Origin of the sequence: Psychrobacillus sp. FSL H8-0510 (assembly GCF_038008345.1) — a bacterium.
Lineage (GTDB): Bacteria > Bacillota > Bacilli > Bacillales_A > Planococcaceae > Psychrobacillus > Psychrobacillus psychrotolerans.
Genome location: NZ_JBBOYZ010000001.1, coordinates 2,988,411 through 3,002,355 on the forward strand (window position 1 = coordinate 2,988,411; position 13,945 = coordinate 3,002,355).

Annotated in this window: 14 protein-coding genes; 7 read left to right on the top strand and 7 right to left on the bottom strand. The window is 36.2% G+C overall.

Going from position 1 to position 13,945, the window contains the following annotated elements; all coding sequences use genetic code 11:
• Positions 1–98: 98 nt before the first annotated feature.
• Positions 99–1,457: an alanine/glycine:cation symporter family protein gene (locus MHI40_RS15255; RefSeq protein WP_340763347.1), complete on the top strand. Its 1,359-nt coding sequence runs from the start codon at positions 99–101 to the stop codon at positions 1,455–1,457.
• 64 nt (positions 1,458–1,521) lie between these two features.
• Positions 1,522–1,743 (top strand): DUF1128 domain-containing protein, encoded by a 222-nt coding sequence (locus tag MHI40_RS15260; protein ID WP_093538152.1) that lies wholly within the window; start codon positions 1,522–1,524, stop codon positions 1,741–1,743.
• Positions 1,744–2,166: 423 nt separating this feature from the next.
• Here MHI40_RS15260 and MHI40_RS15265 read toward each other — a convergent pair whose 3' ends face one another.
• The 4 genes from MHI40_RS15265 to motA form a co-directional block, all read right to left on the bottom strand.
• The gene (locus MHI40_RS15265; protein ID WP_093538151.1) at positions 2,167–3,078 is read right to left on the bottom strand and encodes a pseudouridine-5'-phosphate glycosidase; all 912 of its coding nucleotides are present in this window, start codon (positions 3,076–3,078) and stop codon (positions 2,167–2,169) included.
• Positions 3,075–4,175 carry a carbohydrate kinase gene (locus tag MHI40_RS15270; protein ID WP_340763352.1) on the bottom strand — a complete coding sequence of 367 codons (1,101 nt, stop codon included), beginning with the start codon at positions 4,173–4,175 and terminating at the stop codon, positions 3,075–3,077. The genes MHI40_RS15265 and MHI40_RS15270 overlap by 4 nt, the downstream gene beginning before the upstream one ends.
• A gap of 109 nt (positions 4,176–4,284) precedes the next feature.
• Entirely contained in the window at positions 4,285–5,058 is a 774-nt protein-coding gene (gene motB / locus MHI40_RS15275; protein WP_340763354.1) for a flagellar motor protein MotB, read from the bottom strand.
• A complete protein-coding gene (gene motA / locus MHI40_RS15280) occupies positions 5,042–5,845 on the bottom strand; it encodes a flagellar motor stator protein MotA (protein ID WP_340763356.1) in 804 nt (267 codons plus the stop codon). The genes motB and motA overlap by 17 nt, the downstream gene beginning before the upstream one ends.
• A 190-nt stretch (positions 5,846–6,035) precedes the next feature.
• On the opposite strand from motA, the gene MHI40_RS15285 reads away from it, so the two are divergent.
• The 4 genes from MHI40_RS15285 (at position 6,036) to MHI40_RS15300 (ending at position 9,521) form a co-directional block, all read left to right on the top strand.
• Positions 6,036–7,268: an aminopeptidase gene (locus MHI40_RS15285; RefSeq protein ID WP_340763357.1), complete on the top strand. Its 1,233-nt coding sequence runs from the start codon at positions 6,036–6,038 to the stop codon at positions 7,266–7,268.
• A gap of 89 nt (positions 7,269–7,357) precedes the next feature.
• The gene (locus tag MHI40_RS15290; protein WP_281249761.1) at positions 7,358–7,492 is read left to right on the top strand and encodes a hypothetical protein; all 135 of its coding nucleotides are present in this window, start codon (positions 7,358–7,360) and stop codon (positions 7,490–7,492) included.
• Between the two features lie 255 nt (positions 7,493–7,747).
• Positions 7,748–8,755 (top strand): rod-share determining protein MreBH, encoded by a 1,008-nt coding sequence (gene mreBH, locus MHI40_RS15295; protein WP_093538147.1) that lies wholly within the window; start codon positions 7,748–7,750, stop codon positions 8,753–8,755.
• 196 nt (positions 8,756–8,951) lie between these two features.
• Positions 8,952–9,521: a beta-class carbonic anhydrase gene (locus MHI40_RS15300; RefSeq protein WP_093538146.1), complete on the top strand. Its 570-nt coding sequence runs from the start codon at positions 8,952–8,954 to the stop codon at positions 9,519–9,521.
• 98 nt (positions 9,522–9,619) lie between these two features.
• Here MHI40_RS15300 and MHI40_RS15305 read toward each other — a convergent pair whose 3' ends face one another.
• Together MHI40_RS15305 and MHI40_RS15310 are read right to left on the bottom strand one after the other, a co-directional pair.
• Positions 9,620–10,168: a GNAT family N-acetyltransferase gene (locus MHI40_RS15305; protein WP_340763362.1), complete on the bottom strand. Its 549-nt coding sequence runs from the start codon at positions 10,166–10,168 to the stop codon at positions 9,620–9,622.
• Positions 10,169–10,174: 6 nt separating this feature from the next.
• Complete coding sequence (locus MHI40_RS15310; protein ID WP_340763363.1) at positions 10,175–11,977, bottom strand: M3 family oligoendopeptidase; 1,803 nt, start codon at positions 11,975–11,977, stop codon at positions 10,175–10,177.
• A 157-nt stretch (positions 11,978–12,134) separates the two neighbouring features.
• On the opposite strand from MHI40_RS15310, the gene MHI40_RS15315 reads away from it, so the two are divergent.
• Positions 12,135–12,863 carry a tryptophan-rich sensory protein gene (locus MHI40_RS15315; protein ID WP_340763364.1) on the top strand — a complete coding sequence of 243 codons (729 nt, stop codon included), beginning with the start codon at positions 12,135–12,137 and terminating at the stop codon, positions 12,861–12,863.
• Positions 12,864–13,164: 301 nt separating this feature from the next.
• Here the strand turns inward: MHI40_RS15315 and map are convergent, their stop codons facing one another.
• Entirely contained in the window at positions 13,165–13,914 is a 750-nt protein-coding gene (gene map / locus MHI40_RS15320) for a type I methionyl aminopeptidase (protein ID WP_093538142.1), read from the bottom strand.
• Positions 13,915–13,945: the final 31 nt, after the last annotated feature.

A 13,945-nucleotide genomic window follows, 5' to 3' on the forward strand; every position in this document is an offset into this window, starting at 1 on the left:
CCTTGACTAGAACTCATAATTTTACGAATATTGTAACAAGGATAAATAATTTGAAAGGATGATAGAGTTCATTTTAAAAAATATGGAGGTTCTTGTCGATGGAAAAATTAAATGAGTTTTTAGGTTCCGTTTCAACTTTTTTATGGGGTATCCCACTTCTTGTATTAATAGTAGGTACAGGTATTTATTTGACAGTGCGTTTAGGAATTTTACAATTACGCTTGTTACCTGCTGCTTTAAAGCAAGTTTTCTCCAAAAACCATGATAAGTCGGCAGAAGGAGATATTTCACAGTTTCAAGCTCTTACGACTGCACTGGCTGCAACAGTGGGAACTGGTAATATTGTTGGGGTTGCCACTGCTATAGTTCTAGGTGGACCAGGTGCAGTATTTTGGATGTGGGTTTCCGCATTCTTCGGGATGGCAACAAAATATGGAGAGGCCGTACTAGCAGTTAAGTATCGAGTAAAAGATGCGAATGGCGAAATGGCCGGCGGACCTATGTACTATTTAGAGCATGGCTTAAAACAAAAGTGGCTAGCTGTTTTATTCGCAATTTTTGGAGCAATTGCGGCATTCGGTATTGGGAACGGTACTCAATCGAATTCCGTTGCTGGAGTAGTTAATGCTACGTTTGGTATTGATAATTGGATAACAGGAATTGTACTAACTGTATTTGCTGCTTTAGTTATTTTAGGTGGTATTAAATCTATCGGTAAGGTTACGGCAATTTTTGTTCCTGTAATGGCTATATTCTATGTAGCTGCTGGATTAATAGTCATGGTTATGAATGTTACTGCAATACCTGAAGCTTTTGCTACGATTTTCAAAATGGCGTTCTCTGGTGAAGCCGCTGCTGGTGGAGCAATCGGTGCCGCTATTCGTTACGGGATTGCTCGTGGAGTTTTCTCCAATGAGGCTGGTTTAGGATCTGCTCCTATTGCGGCTGCTGCTGCAAAAACAGATCTTGCAGGTAGACAAGGACTTATCTCCATGACACAGGTGTTCTTTGATACATTTGTCATTTGTTCCATTACTGGTATTACAATTGTTATGTCTGGTATATATACGGATAAAAGCTTAGCTGCAAATGAAATTACAACCGGAGCATTCGGCCACTTCTTAGGTGACCTCGGACCAATAGTAGTGGCAATTGGATTGATATTCTTTGCTTCTTCTACCATTATCGGATGGGCGTATTATGGCGAGAAATGTTTCCAATATTTATTTAAAAATCCTTCTCTTCTAATTGTATATCGTATTGCTTTTGTTTTGATGGTATTTGTTGGGTCAGTTATTTCTCTAGATTTAATCTGGACGTTCTCTGATATTACCAATGCATTAATGGCAATTCCTAACTTAATAGGTCTTCTAGGACTGTCTGGAGTAATTATTTATGAAACGAAGAAAATCCAGGAGAAATTAAAAGAAGAAAAAGAGGCATCAAAATCTATTTAGTGTTTGACATTGTAGGCGTAGCGTGAAATGATAATTCTAATGTATGAAAGGCAGGTTACTAAGAATGGATCTATCACAACCCTCAGCGGAAAATGTAACGTATATGATTGAAACAATTAAAGAGAAGCTTCGTATGGTCAATGTAGACGCAATGAGAGCAGAAGACTTTAATGCAACACAATATGAAGATCTTGTTTACTTATATGAAATGGTAAAAAAACGAGATACTTTTAGTCCAAGTGAAATGCAAGCAATCGCATCTGAACTAGGAAACTTACGTAAATAATCATATGATAATGGTTGACCATGAATTCGTTCATGGTCAACTTTTTTATTTTATTCCATTTAAGAGATCAAGGAAGAATTAAGGCATATTACCACTAGATAGCCATTTACTTGCTCTTGATGGAGATTTACTTTCGGAAAGAATAATTTATCCATTTATATTTCAAATGTTTTCCATAAGAAAAACCGAGCAAAACACGCCCGGTCCTTTTAAAACAAATACGGAGTTATGCCATTGATTTCTACTCCGAGCGGACGCTTTCTGCGGCCTCGCCTTTGTTCTCCATATGTAACGGAAATCAGTAGTGTTATCATTCTTAAATACTCTGCAAATCAAGTGTTCATGCTGTATTTTTATATACTTTCTTATCTTGTAAAAAAGGGCTATCTATTGTCTTCTTCCGAGAATAGATAGCCCTTATGATTATAGATTATTTAACTCAACTGCAATTTTAGATCCAACTCGAGCATTATTATAAACTAGTTCGATGTTAGCCTCTAAAGATTTACCTTCTGTTAACTCTTTTACTTTACCTAGCATGAATGGAGTTACGTCTTTTCCTTTGATGCCATTTGCTTCAGCTTCCTGTAAAGCAGTTTGGATAATCGAGTTAATATAAGAGTCTTCTAAAGAATGTTCTGTTGGGATAGGGTTTGCAATTACTGCTCCTCCATCTAACTTAAGATCCCATTTAGCTTTTAACATTTCTGCTACTTCTTTTTCGCTGTTTAAACGGAAATCCGCATTGAATTCACTTGTCGTTGTATAAAATGCTGGGAATGAGTCAGTTTTGTAACCTACAACTGGAACACCTTTTGTTTCTAAGTACTCTAGAGTTAAACCGATATCTAGAATAGATTTTGCCCCTGCACAAACTACTGCAACGTTTGTATTTGCTAGTTCTTCTAAATCAGCTGAGATATCCATCGTTGTTTCTGCGCCTCTATGCACCCCGCCAATTCCACCTGTAACAAATAGCTTAATGCCGGCCATTTCTGCACAAATCATTGTCGTTGCTACTGTAGTTGCACCAATTTCTTTTGAAGATACAACGTATGCAAGATCTCGTCTAGAAGTTTTTCTTGCATTTTTGCTAGTTCCTAGTGTTTCTAATTCTTCATCAGATAAACCGATTTTAATCTTCCCGTCCATGATAGCAATAGTCGCTGGAACAGCACCATTGTCACGTACAATTTGCTCTACTTTTCTAGCTGTTTCTACATTCTGAGGGTATGGCATACCGTGTGAGATAATCGTCGACTCTAGGGCTACTATAGCCTTTCCTTCTTGCATACCTTTTGCTACTTCTTCTGAATAAGTGATATATTGTTTCATTTTATAAATTCCTCCATCTCATTAGTTAAATTATTTCTGGAAAGTTCTGTTCTTACCGTTTCGCTTGAACGAATTGTATTACTGGCATTTAACATACCTGTTTGTATTGCAGTTGAAATAACATCACCATTTAACCAAGCATATAAAGTTGCGGATACAAATGCATCTCCTGCTCCTGTTACATCAACTACATTCTCCACTAGTATTGCTGGAAAATGCGACGTTTCCATATCACTACCTGCATACATGATGCCCTGGCTCCCCCAAGTTATAGCTACATAAGAAATACCTTTTTGCACAAATAGTCTTGTGGCTTTTTCCCAAGATTCCTTATCGTTAATGCTCTCACCTAAATACGTTTCAGCCTCATCTTTATTGGTGATTAACCACTCAATCCCCTCTAAGGATTCAGGCATTCTATCCATTTTCGGGGAAGATACAGGTATTAAAGCTAGCGGTATATTATGTCCAATAGAGACAGTTCGGATATATTCTATTACTTCTTTCGAGCAGTTCATGTCTATAATGATTAGCTGTGCATTGGTCAAATGAGCTTCGTGTTTCTTTAAATATTCCACAGTTAACTGTTCATAAATATCCATATTAGCTAAAGCAAGGAGCATTTCTCCAGTCGAATCTAACACTGCGGAATATGTTCCAGTTGTGTAATTTGGTAACTTTTCGACTGAAAATAAATTCATCCAATGACTAGAGGCTTTTTCAATCGCTTCGTATTCCATATCGGTTCCTACAACAGACAACAAGCGTACAGATTGCCCTAGTCTACCTAAGTTTTCTGCAATATTCCTTGCAACCCCTCCTACACTTTGTATGCTGGATGTAGGATTGGATGTACCCATTTGGAGTTTATTATTCAATGTATATTTTCTATCTACATTCGCTCCGCCAATGCAAATAATTTCTTTATTCTCAGGTAATATATACGCTCTTCCTGTAATATTCCCATTTTTGATTAATTGGGAGATTATATTCGCAACGGCTGGTCGAGACATTTTTAATTCATTCGCTATTTCCATTTGAGAAGCATACGGGTTTTCTCGCAAGTACTTTAAAATACTTGTTTCTTTTGAATTCATTTACCTTCCACCTCCTCACCTTTTTAAACTTATGTTTTAATTATAAACTTTTGTTTTAAGAAGTCAAATAAAAACTGACAACCATTAATATAGTTGTCAGTTTTTCTAGTTACTCAGGTTTATCATTTAATGTACCATCTTCTAAAACACGTGGTTGAATGAGTACTTCAACTCTTCTATTTTTTGCTCTATTTGCTGGAGTATCATTTGCAGCTACAGGTTTAAATTCACCGTAACCCTTCGCACTAAAATATAGAGGATCTATCGTATTGTTGCCTGCTAATATTTTTAGGAAGTTTACTGAACGCATTACACTCAGCTCCCAGTTAGAAGAATACTCACTACTAGAGATCGGAATATTGTCTGTATGACCAGTAATAACTACATTTCTTGGTGGATTAAACACTAATAAATCAGAAATATCTTCTGCAATTTGACGATATTCCCCTTTTACTTCGGCTTCCCCAGTATCGAATAAGATACTATCTCTTATAGTTACAAGTAATCCTTCATCCGTAAGTTTCGTAATAAATTGTTTTTCAAGTGCGTTTACTGCTATATATTCATCGACACTATCTTGAATTTCGGACAGTGCTTGCTGATCTTCCAAATAAGCCGTACTCTCTCCGTCTTCTCCCTTGCCTGAATCGTTAGGAGTATCAGGCATTTCCACCGGAGACGGTTGTTCAAAAATACCAGTCCCACCATTAAGAACTTGATTAAACGCTTGAGACATTTGTTCCAGTTTTTGCTGATCTACTGAACTAGTAGCAAATAACACGATAAATAATGCTAATAATAAGGTTAAAACATCCGAGTATGGAAGAAGCCATGCTTCACTTACTTCCTCTTCATGCTTATGTTTTTTATGCTTCTTTGCCAAGGCCAGCCTCCCCGCTTTCATCTAAAACTTTTTTACGCTCAGACATAGATAAGTAGGAAGCTAGTTTTTGTTCAATAACTCGCGGAGCATCTCCTTCTAATACAGAAAGTATCCCTTCTAGCATCATTGTCTTTTGTCTAACTTCTTGTTTCGATTTACGTTTTAATTTATTTGCAAATGGATGCCATAAAACATATCCAGTGAAAATACCTAAAAGAGTTGCGACAAAGGCTGCAGAAATAGCATGAGCTAGTTTATCAATATCACTCATATCACTTAAAGCAGCTATTAAACCTACTACTGCTCCAAGTACACCAAGCGTTGGAGCATATGTACCAGCTTGAGTAAAAATTTGAGCACCACCAGAATGTCTTTCCTCTAGTGCGTCAATTTCCTCTGTTAACACATCTCGAATATAGTCTGCATTTTGTCCATCTATTGCTAATGTAAGGCCATTTTTTAAAAATGGATCTTCTACATCTGCTGTTTTACTTTCAAGGGCTAATAATCCTTCTCGTCTTGCTAAATCTGCCCAACTGGAAAACATTTTAATAACTTCAACATCTGGTACTAGTTTTGTTTCTTTAAATATAACGCCAAAAATCTTCGGTATTCTTTTTAATTCGTTCATTGGGAATCCAATAACTATTGTTGCAATCGTACCGAAAATGATGATTAAGATTGCTGCAGGATTTAATAATGCACCTACGGTAACACCTTTCATAATCATCCCAACAAATAACGATACAAATCCTATTATTAAACCAAAAACTGTAGACTTATCCATTCAACTTCCCCCACATTCTATTTCTCTACTTTATTTCGGCTATTATCATATATTATTAATAAAATTTACCCGAATGTTTAATTAAATTTCTTAATTATGAACAAATTTTTACTAATAGACAAATTTGAATATTGATAATACATGTTCAATACTGATACTATGGAGATAATAATAGAAAGGAAGTATCTAAATGACATCTTTCAACACAAAACTAGAAAATTATGCTTCTCTTGTTGTAGAAGTAGGAGTTAATATTCAGCCTGGTCAAAATTTATTTATCGCCGCTTCAACGGATAGTGTGCAACTTGTTCGATTAATTACTAAAAAAGCATACATAGCCGGAGCTAAACAAGTATTCGTAGATTTAACAGACGATGAGATTACTCGTCTTCGATATGAACTGGCACCCGAGGATTCGTTTGATTTCTTCCCATCTTGGAAAGCACAAGAAAAAGAACTATTAGCTGATGGTGGTGCAGCATTTATAAGTGTTGTCAGCCAAAGTCCCGACCTATTAAAAGGCATGGATTCTTCTAAAATTTCAGCATTCCAAAAAGCTGCTGGTCAAGCTTTGAGCAAGTATCGTCAATATGTGCAATCCGATAAAATAAGTTGGTCAGTAATTGCATCTCCATCTACAGCTTGGGCTAAAAAGGTATTCCCTGAGCTATCAGAAGAGGAACAAGTACCCGTATTATGGGAAGCAATCTTCCAAGCGGTTCGTGCGGATGTTGCTAACCCAACGCAAGCATGGATTGACCACGATAACCTTTTACACACGAAAGTAGATTATCTAAACGAAAAAAATTATCAAAAGCTTCATTATACAGCTCCAGGTACGGACTTAACTATTGAATTACCAAAGGGTCATTTATGGTGTGGAGCTGGCAGCACAAACGAAAAAGGATTTTCTTTCATGGCTAACATGCCTACGGAAGAAGTATTCTCTGTCCCAATGAAAACAGGCGTTAATGGTTATGTAGCAAGTACGAAGCCATTAAGCTATGGTGGAAATATTATTGATAATTTCACTATTACTTTTGAAAATGGTCGTATTGTTAAAGTGGTGGCAGAACAAGGTCAAGAAGTTCTGGAGAACTTAGTGGCAACGGACGAAGGGTCTCATTATTTAGGCGAAGTTGCACTTGTACCACATGACTCACCGATATCTAATTCAAATCTATTATTTTACAACACTCTTTTTGATGAAAATGCATCTAACCATCTAGCAATCGGAAGTGCATATGCTTTCTGTTTAGAAGGCGGCAAAAAAATGAGTCGTGAAGAACTAGCAGAAAATGGATTAAACGAAAGTATTACACATGTTGATTTCATGATTGGTTCAGATAAAATGGATATTGACGGTATAAAAGAAGATGGGACTACAGAGCCAATATTCCGTAATGGGAACTGGGCATTTTAATTGTTAACTATAATTCAATATTTTACTAGTTACTATTCTTTCGAATTTGGGTTATAATCAAATAAACAAGACTAGTGAGGTGTTTAATAATGGCTTTATTCATATCTACAGTACTTGGATTTTCTGTAGTAATGGGAATCGTTGGTTATGCGATTTTACATTTCTTCGGAAAAGGCATGAATTCAAAAGATTCTACTACGATAGATCCAAAACCTTTTCAATAATACCAAAAACAACCGTCGAGTAAGCTGACGGTTGTTTTTTTATATGTTATGTTATCTCTTTTTGTTCTCAAATTAACTACAAAACTATTACAAAGAGATGACAAACCAATACTATTCGGTTATTTTTATGTCCTCCTCTATTTCTATTGACCTAAAATCTGATGAAATATATGTAAAATACCATAATGTGACAAATGGCAAACCTCTGTTTATCTATTATACTTATTTAGTATGATTGGAATAGGAGGAAGACAAATGTTTTCAAACTCACATATTGGAATAGATTTAGGTACAGCAAATACATTAGTTTATACAAAAAGCAAAGGCTTGTTAATAGATGAACCTACCATAGTAGCAGTAAATACTAAAACTCGTGAAATTGTAGCTTTTGGTGAAGAGGCAAAAAAAATGGTTGGCAAGACTCCCACTTCTATTGAGGTAATACGTCCTCTAAAAGATGGCGTAATTGCCGATTTTGATATTACAACACAATTATTAAAACTTATTATGCAAAAAGCAGGAAAAAAACTTGGCACTTCTTTGAGAAAACCAACTGTTGTTGTATGTACCCCATCTGGTGCAACCTCTGTTGAACGAAGAGCTATACAAGATGCTGTAAGACAAAGTGGAGCAAAAGAAGTTCAGTTAATGGAAGAACCTGTTGCAGCTGCAATCGGTGCTGGTCTGCCTGTAGATGAACCAGTGGCAAGTATGATTGTGGATATTGGTGGAGGTACTACGGAAGTGGGTATTATTTCTTTCGGTGGTGTTGTCGCATCTAATACAGTAAAGGCTGCTGGTGATCGTATGGATGAAGCGATTATTCACTTTGTCCGAAAAGAATATAATGTCATAATTGGCGAGCCTACCGCTGAGCTTATTAAGATGACTATTGGACATGCTTTAGTTCCCCATGCAGTAGAACAAATGCAAGTTACCGGGAGAGATGTAGTGAGTGGATTACCAAAGACCATTTATCTATCGTCTACTCAAGTTCAAGGAGTTTTAACAGAATCACTGGAAACAATTTTAGAAGCAATTCGCGCTACGTTGGAAACTTGCCCGCCTGAACTTGCTGGAGATATCGTCGATCACGGGGTAATACTAACTGGTGGTGGAGCACTACTAAAAGGTATTTCCGAATGGTTAACTCAGGTCATTGAAGTTCCAGTTCACCTCGCACCGGAACCATTACAATCTGTTGCTATTGGGACAGGGAAATCCTATATTGTCTCAGACCGAAAACAAAAACTAGCGAAATAAAATAAAGTTCACTTAATGGTTTCTAGACCTTAAAATATAAAAATACCTAATGAAAAAGCAAAATACTGTTCATTCAGATGAACAACATTTTGCTTTTTTGTATACTATTAAATTGAATAGGAAGTACTAAGTATTAAATAAAGCAATTATCTTTCATTTCCTATAAAATATAATTATAACCTAAAGGAGGAATACGATGCCAAGCTTACAAGAAATTCTAACTTACAATGATCATTTTGTAGAAAGTAAACTTTACGAACCTTTTTTAACTACAAAGTTTCCAAACAAACGAATTGTTATTTTAACTTGTATGGATACAAGACTCACAGAAATGCTTCCAAAATCCATGAATTTTAAAAATGGCGATGTCAAAATCGTTAAAAGTGCTGGCGCAATTATCAACCATCCATTTGGTGGAATCATGCGTAGTCTTATGGTAGCTGTTTATGAGCTTCAGGCCGATGAGATATATGTAATTGGTCATCATGATTGTGGAATGAGTGCTATACAAACCGATAAAATGATTGATAAAATGATTACACGTGGGGTAGATCCTCGTGTATTAGATACGCTTAAAAATTCTGGCGTGGACTTAGAAAAATGGTTGGAAGGTTTTTCTAACGTAGAAAGTAGTGTCTTACATAGTGTTGAAATGATTCGTAATCACCCGCTTATGCTTCCGGAAATCCCTGTTCATGGTCTAATTATAGATCCGGAAACCGGGCGTCTAGATTTAGTGACTGATGGGAATATCGACAAGAAATAAACTATTTCCCGGGAAATCGACAGGGAGACTTACAAAATAATGAATTCTAAAGAAAACCCACCTATTCATGAAAAATGAATAAGTGGGTTTTAAGTTTGTTAAATATCTTCTTCTGTTAAGGATGCATAGATAAAATGATCCTGCCATTTACCATTGATATAAAGTAGTTTTCGTAGTAATCCCTCTTGGTTGAAGCCATTTTTCTCTAATACTTTAATAGAACCAGGGTTATTTGGAGATACAAATGCTTCAATACGATTTAGTTGGACATGCTCAAATCCGAATATTTTCACAAGGTGAACCGCTTCAGAAGCAATCCCTTTTCCAATATTGGATTCGTCCATAGAATATCCGATAAGCCCACTAGAAAAAGGCATTCTTTTAATACTGTATAAGGATACACTACCAATCATTTTGTCTGACTGATGTTCAAAAATCCCGAAGCTATACTCTCTTTTTTCCTTTGAGAGCATAAGAGATTCCCGAATTTTCTCCCGTTGGACAGAAGTAGTATAATAATCATCCCGATGCAGCGGTTCATAAACAGACCAATACATCTTATTGCGATAAGTCAGATCCGCTAGAGCTGGTGCATCTTTCGTATTTAATGTTCGTAAATAACATGTATCTCCTTCTAGATAAATCAAACACCTTCACCCTTTTGCGTTAGTCAATTGAATAAACTCTTTAACATCTTGGATACATAGATCAATTCCTTTTATCCAAAATGCTTCTTGAGTAATGTCTTCATTTAAATGTTTCATCGCTAAGTCTTCTACCGACATTACTGCCGTATCTTGCAATAATGCAATGTACTTCTCTTCAAAGTTCGCACCTTCACTTATAGCTTTAGCATAGATACTTAAAGAGAATAAGTAACCAAATGTATATGGGAAGTTATAGAATGGTACTCCCGTTATATAGAAATGCAGTTTAGATGCCCAGAAATGAGGATGTGTTGTATCTAATGCATCCCCGTATGCTTCCTGTTGAGCTGCAACCATTAAATCATTCAAACGAGCAGCAGATACTATTCCATTTTTACGTTCCTCATAGAATCTAGTTTCAAATAAGAACCTAGCATGGATATTCATAAAAAATGCTACACTACGTTGAATTTTGTCTTCTAGTAAAGCAATTTTTTCGTCATCAGTTGTTGCTTCCTTTACAGCAGCATCGGCAACTATCATTTCAGCAAATGTGGATGCAGTTTCCGCAACACCCATAGCATATTGACGGTTCATCCAATGTACTGGTCTTAAAGCATATGAATGGAAGGCATGACCCAATTCATGAGCTAACGTAGAAACATTGGACATAGACCCACTATACGTCATGAAAATGCGTGATTCCTCTGATACAGGCATTCCTGTACAAAATCCTCCTGGACGCTTGTTTGGACGATCCTCTGCTTCAATCCAACCTTTTTCAAACGCATTTCTTGAAAATGACTCTAACTTTGGTCCAAATTCTTTAAAATGTTTTAATATAAACTCAGCACCTTGTTGATAATCCATTTTCTCTGTAGAAGTACTCACGGGTGCTTCTAAGTCGTACCAATGCATTTGTTTTTCGCCTAGCATTGCCGATTTTTTGTTTAAGTATTCTACGAATGGAGCTTTATTTTTAGAGATAGCTCCCCACATTGCATCTAGTGTTTGTTCACTCATACGATTAATATGAAGAGGTTCTTCTAAAACAGAATTCCATCCTCTTTTTTCATAAACTGCAAGGCGGAAGCCAGCAATATGATTCAATGTTTTTGCAAAGAACTCCTCTTTATCTGTCCAAGCAGCCTCAAGTGCTTCAAATGATTCTTTTCGAATCGTTGCATCTTCATGGGAGCTCAGATTGTTAACCTGTCCAACTGACATTTCTTTTACTTCTCCATCTATTGTAAGTTTAATACGAATATCACCTACAAGTAAATCATAAAGTTGTCCCCATGAATGATAGCCATCTACCTCAAGTTTAGTAATTATGTCTTCCTCTTTTTCAGAAAGCATTCTTTTTGCTTCTTCTCTCCATTCATTCAACACAAATGCAAATGAAGAAAGCTCAGGTGTTTGAAGTAGGCCTTCCCATACAGATTCCTCTGTTTTACTTAACACTTGTTGAATTGTGAGCATTTGAGAAGAGAATCTAGCATAAAGTGACCCTATCTCCCCTTCTAATAATGCTGCCTGCTTATCAGTTGTATCCTGTGCCATAAAGCAACCTATTACTGCTCCAGCTTCAGATAAATTTGTTGCGATATCTTTTAATTGTTCTATTGTTTGCTCAATAACGGAGACATCTGCTATAGATGTCGGTGAGTTAAAGTCTTGGAGTTTTGCGTCAAAACTGCTTAGCTTTCCTTTTACTTCATCCAAATGGCTTCTTAAAGATGGAGAGCTACTACCCCCTTCAAAAAAGCGATCAAGATCCCATACAACCGGATAAGTTTGTTCAATCATCTAAATATTCCTCCTATATTGACAATTATATTAGATTTCTAGTATATCATGTTTTCCTCATACAGATTGTCCCAATTTCGTCACATAACATTCATAATTCTAATTTGTTGTTGGTATATATCAAAGGTATACTTATTAAATAGAAGGAGGCAGCTGAATGTTTAAAATAATCCTTTTAATATTATTTTTTATATCTACTGTAATCGTTAAATTACTATCTATTCTACTTCCCATAAATGGTCAAACTAGTGGCGAGATTTTCAATAGACTTCCCGTCTTTTTTACTCCAGCAAATTATGTGTTTTACATATGGATTGTTATTTTCATCTCATTAGCTTGGTGGATTTGGAATATGATGAAAGATTACAAGTCTTCTCATCCTATCCCTACTAGACGAGTTCTATTATACGGGGCATCATCTGTGTTATATATTTTGTATATATTCAGTTGGCATTACGAACTGTTTGGTTATGCTTTTGGTATTCTCACTGTCTTACTAAGCAGCTTATTTAAATTATATTTAACCTATCCTTTAGATGATATAAATCGAAAAAATCGATTACCAATTTCCTTCCTATTAGGATGGACATTTATCAGTTTCTTCATAAATCTATCTTATCTCCTCACGTTTTATGAATTCGGTGGATTTGGTATGACAAAATCACTTTGGGGTGTTATCTTCTTAACCATTGCGACAGCAATAGCTCTTCACTTCCGCTATCATTATTTTGATCGTCTTATGTCAGTTGTGTTTATCTGGACTTTCGTCGGGGTTGCAATCCAACACAACTTTAGTCAACTGCTCCTGACCTCAGCGTCTCTTTTCCTAAGCTGCGTCTTGGTCGTTGGGATAATTTTCCTTAAGAAAGGTTCCAGAACCCCTTAAGGTTTGAACAGACATTTTACAATATTATTGCCGAGTAGAGGCTGTTTGTGGTAGTTGTCACAAACAGCCTCTCTTTTTTCGTTAAACATATTTATCTGTCTCCTACAACTTTAAGAAATAGTTAATGTATTTTTAAATAACTAGATATAAATGTTTTCTAAGCGAGGAGGCTGAGGCAACGCCCATGGAAACCGTCCATCAGCCGAAAGTTACTATCAAGCACTTACTTCGTAGTAGGATAATTCATATTCTTAATTTAAAAAACGCCTTCAAAAGAGTAAACTCTTGAAGGCGTTTTGTTTTAATCTAATTTAGTTAATAAAATTGGTGCACCTTTTGTGACAACAATTGTATGCTCAATCTGTGCTACTAAGGATTTATCAGGAGTGATAAATGTCCAACCATCACCTGATTCCACAATATGCTCTGCCTTCGCAGAAATAAATGGCTCAACTGCTAAAACCATTCCTTCTTTTAATATTGTTGGATCCCATGCATCATAATAATTCAATACATGTTGAGGAGCTTCATGAAGTGATTTCCCAATACCATGTCCAGTTAGGTTCATAATAACATGCAAGCCATTATCTTTGGCTTCTCTAGCTACTGCTTTACCAATTTGGTTCAATCTTGAACCTGCTTTAACTTTTAGCATTGCACGCTCAAATGCACTCTCAGCTACAGCACACAACTTCTCTTTCTCTTCATATCCTTCGCCTACGACAAAAGAAATTCCTGTGTCTGCAAAATAACCATCAAGCGATCCTGAAACGTCTATATTCACGATATCACCATCTTTTATAACACGAGCGCCTGGCATACCATGAGCTACTTCCTCATTAACACTAATACAAGTATATCCCGGAAAATCGTATTCTCCCATTGGTCCAGAAATCGCGCCATGCTCTTTAAATAGCTTTCCGCCGATTTCATCTAACTCTTTCGTAGTCACACCAGGTTTAGTAGCAGCCTTCATTACATCTCGAATTTCTGCAACAATACGCCCTATTTTTTTTAATGCTACTAACTCTTCGTCAGTTTGTACAATCATCTTAACAAGATCCCTTCTTCACTAAATGTAT

Excerpts from the sequence above, each read along its gene's own strand:
- MHI40_RS15255 (WP_340763347.1), top strand. The coding sequence starts at position 99 with ATGGAAAAATTAAATGAGTTTTTAGGTTCCGTTTCAACTTTTTTATGG.
- MHI40_RS15260 (WP_093538152.1), top strand. The coding sequence starts at position 1,522 with ATGGATCTATCACAACCCTCAGCGGAAAATGTAACGTATATGATTGAA.
- MHI40_RS15265 (WP_093538151.1), bottom strand. The coding sequence starts at position 3,078 with ATGAAACAATATATCACTTATTCAGAAGAAGTAGCAAAAGGTATGCAA.
- MHI40_RS15270 (WP_340763352.1), bottom strand. The coding sequence starts at position 4,175 with ATGAATTCAAAAGAAACAAGTATTTTAAAGTACTTGCGAGAAAACCCG.
- motA (WP_340763356.1), bottom strand. The coding sequence starts at position 5,845 with ATGGATAAGTCTACAGTTTTTGGTTTAATAATAGGATTTGTATCGTTA.
- MHI40_RS15285 (WP_340763357.1), top strand. The coding sequence starts at position 6,036 with ATGACATCTTTCAACACAAAACTAGAAAATTATGCTTCTCTTGTTGTA.
- MHI40_RS15290 (WP_281249761.1), top strand. The coding sequence starts at position 7,358 with ATGGCTTTATTCATATCTACAGTACTTGGATTTTCTGTAGTAATGGGA.
- mreBH (WP_093538147.1), top strand. The coding sequence starts at position 7,748 with ATGTTTTCAAACTCACATATTGGAATAGATTTAGGTACAGCAAATACA.
- MHI40_RS15300 (WP_093538146.1), top strand. The coding sequence starts at position 8,952 with ATGCCAAGCTTACAAGAAATTCTAACTTACAATGATCATTTTGTAGAA.
- MHI40_RS15310 (WP_340763363.1), bottom strand. The coding sequence starts at position 11,977 with ATGATTGAACAAACTTATCCGGTTGTATGGGATCTTGATCGCTTTTTT.
- MHI40_RS15315 (WP_340763364.1), top strand. The coding sequence starts at position 12,135 with ATGTTTAAAATAATCCTTTTAATATTATTTTTTATATCTACTGTAATC.
- map (WP_093538142.1), bottom strand. The coding sequence starts at position 13,914 with ATGATTGTACAAACTGACGAAGAGTTAGTAGCATTAAAAAAAATAGGG.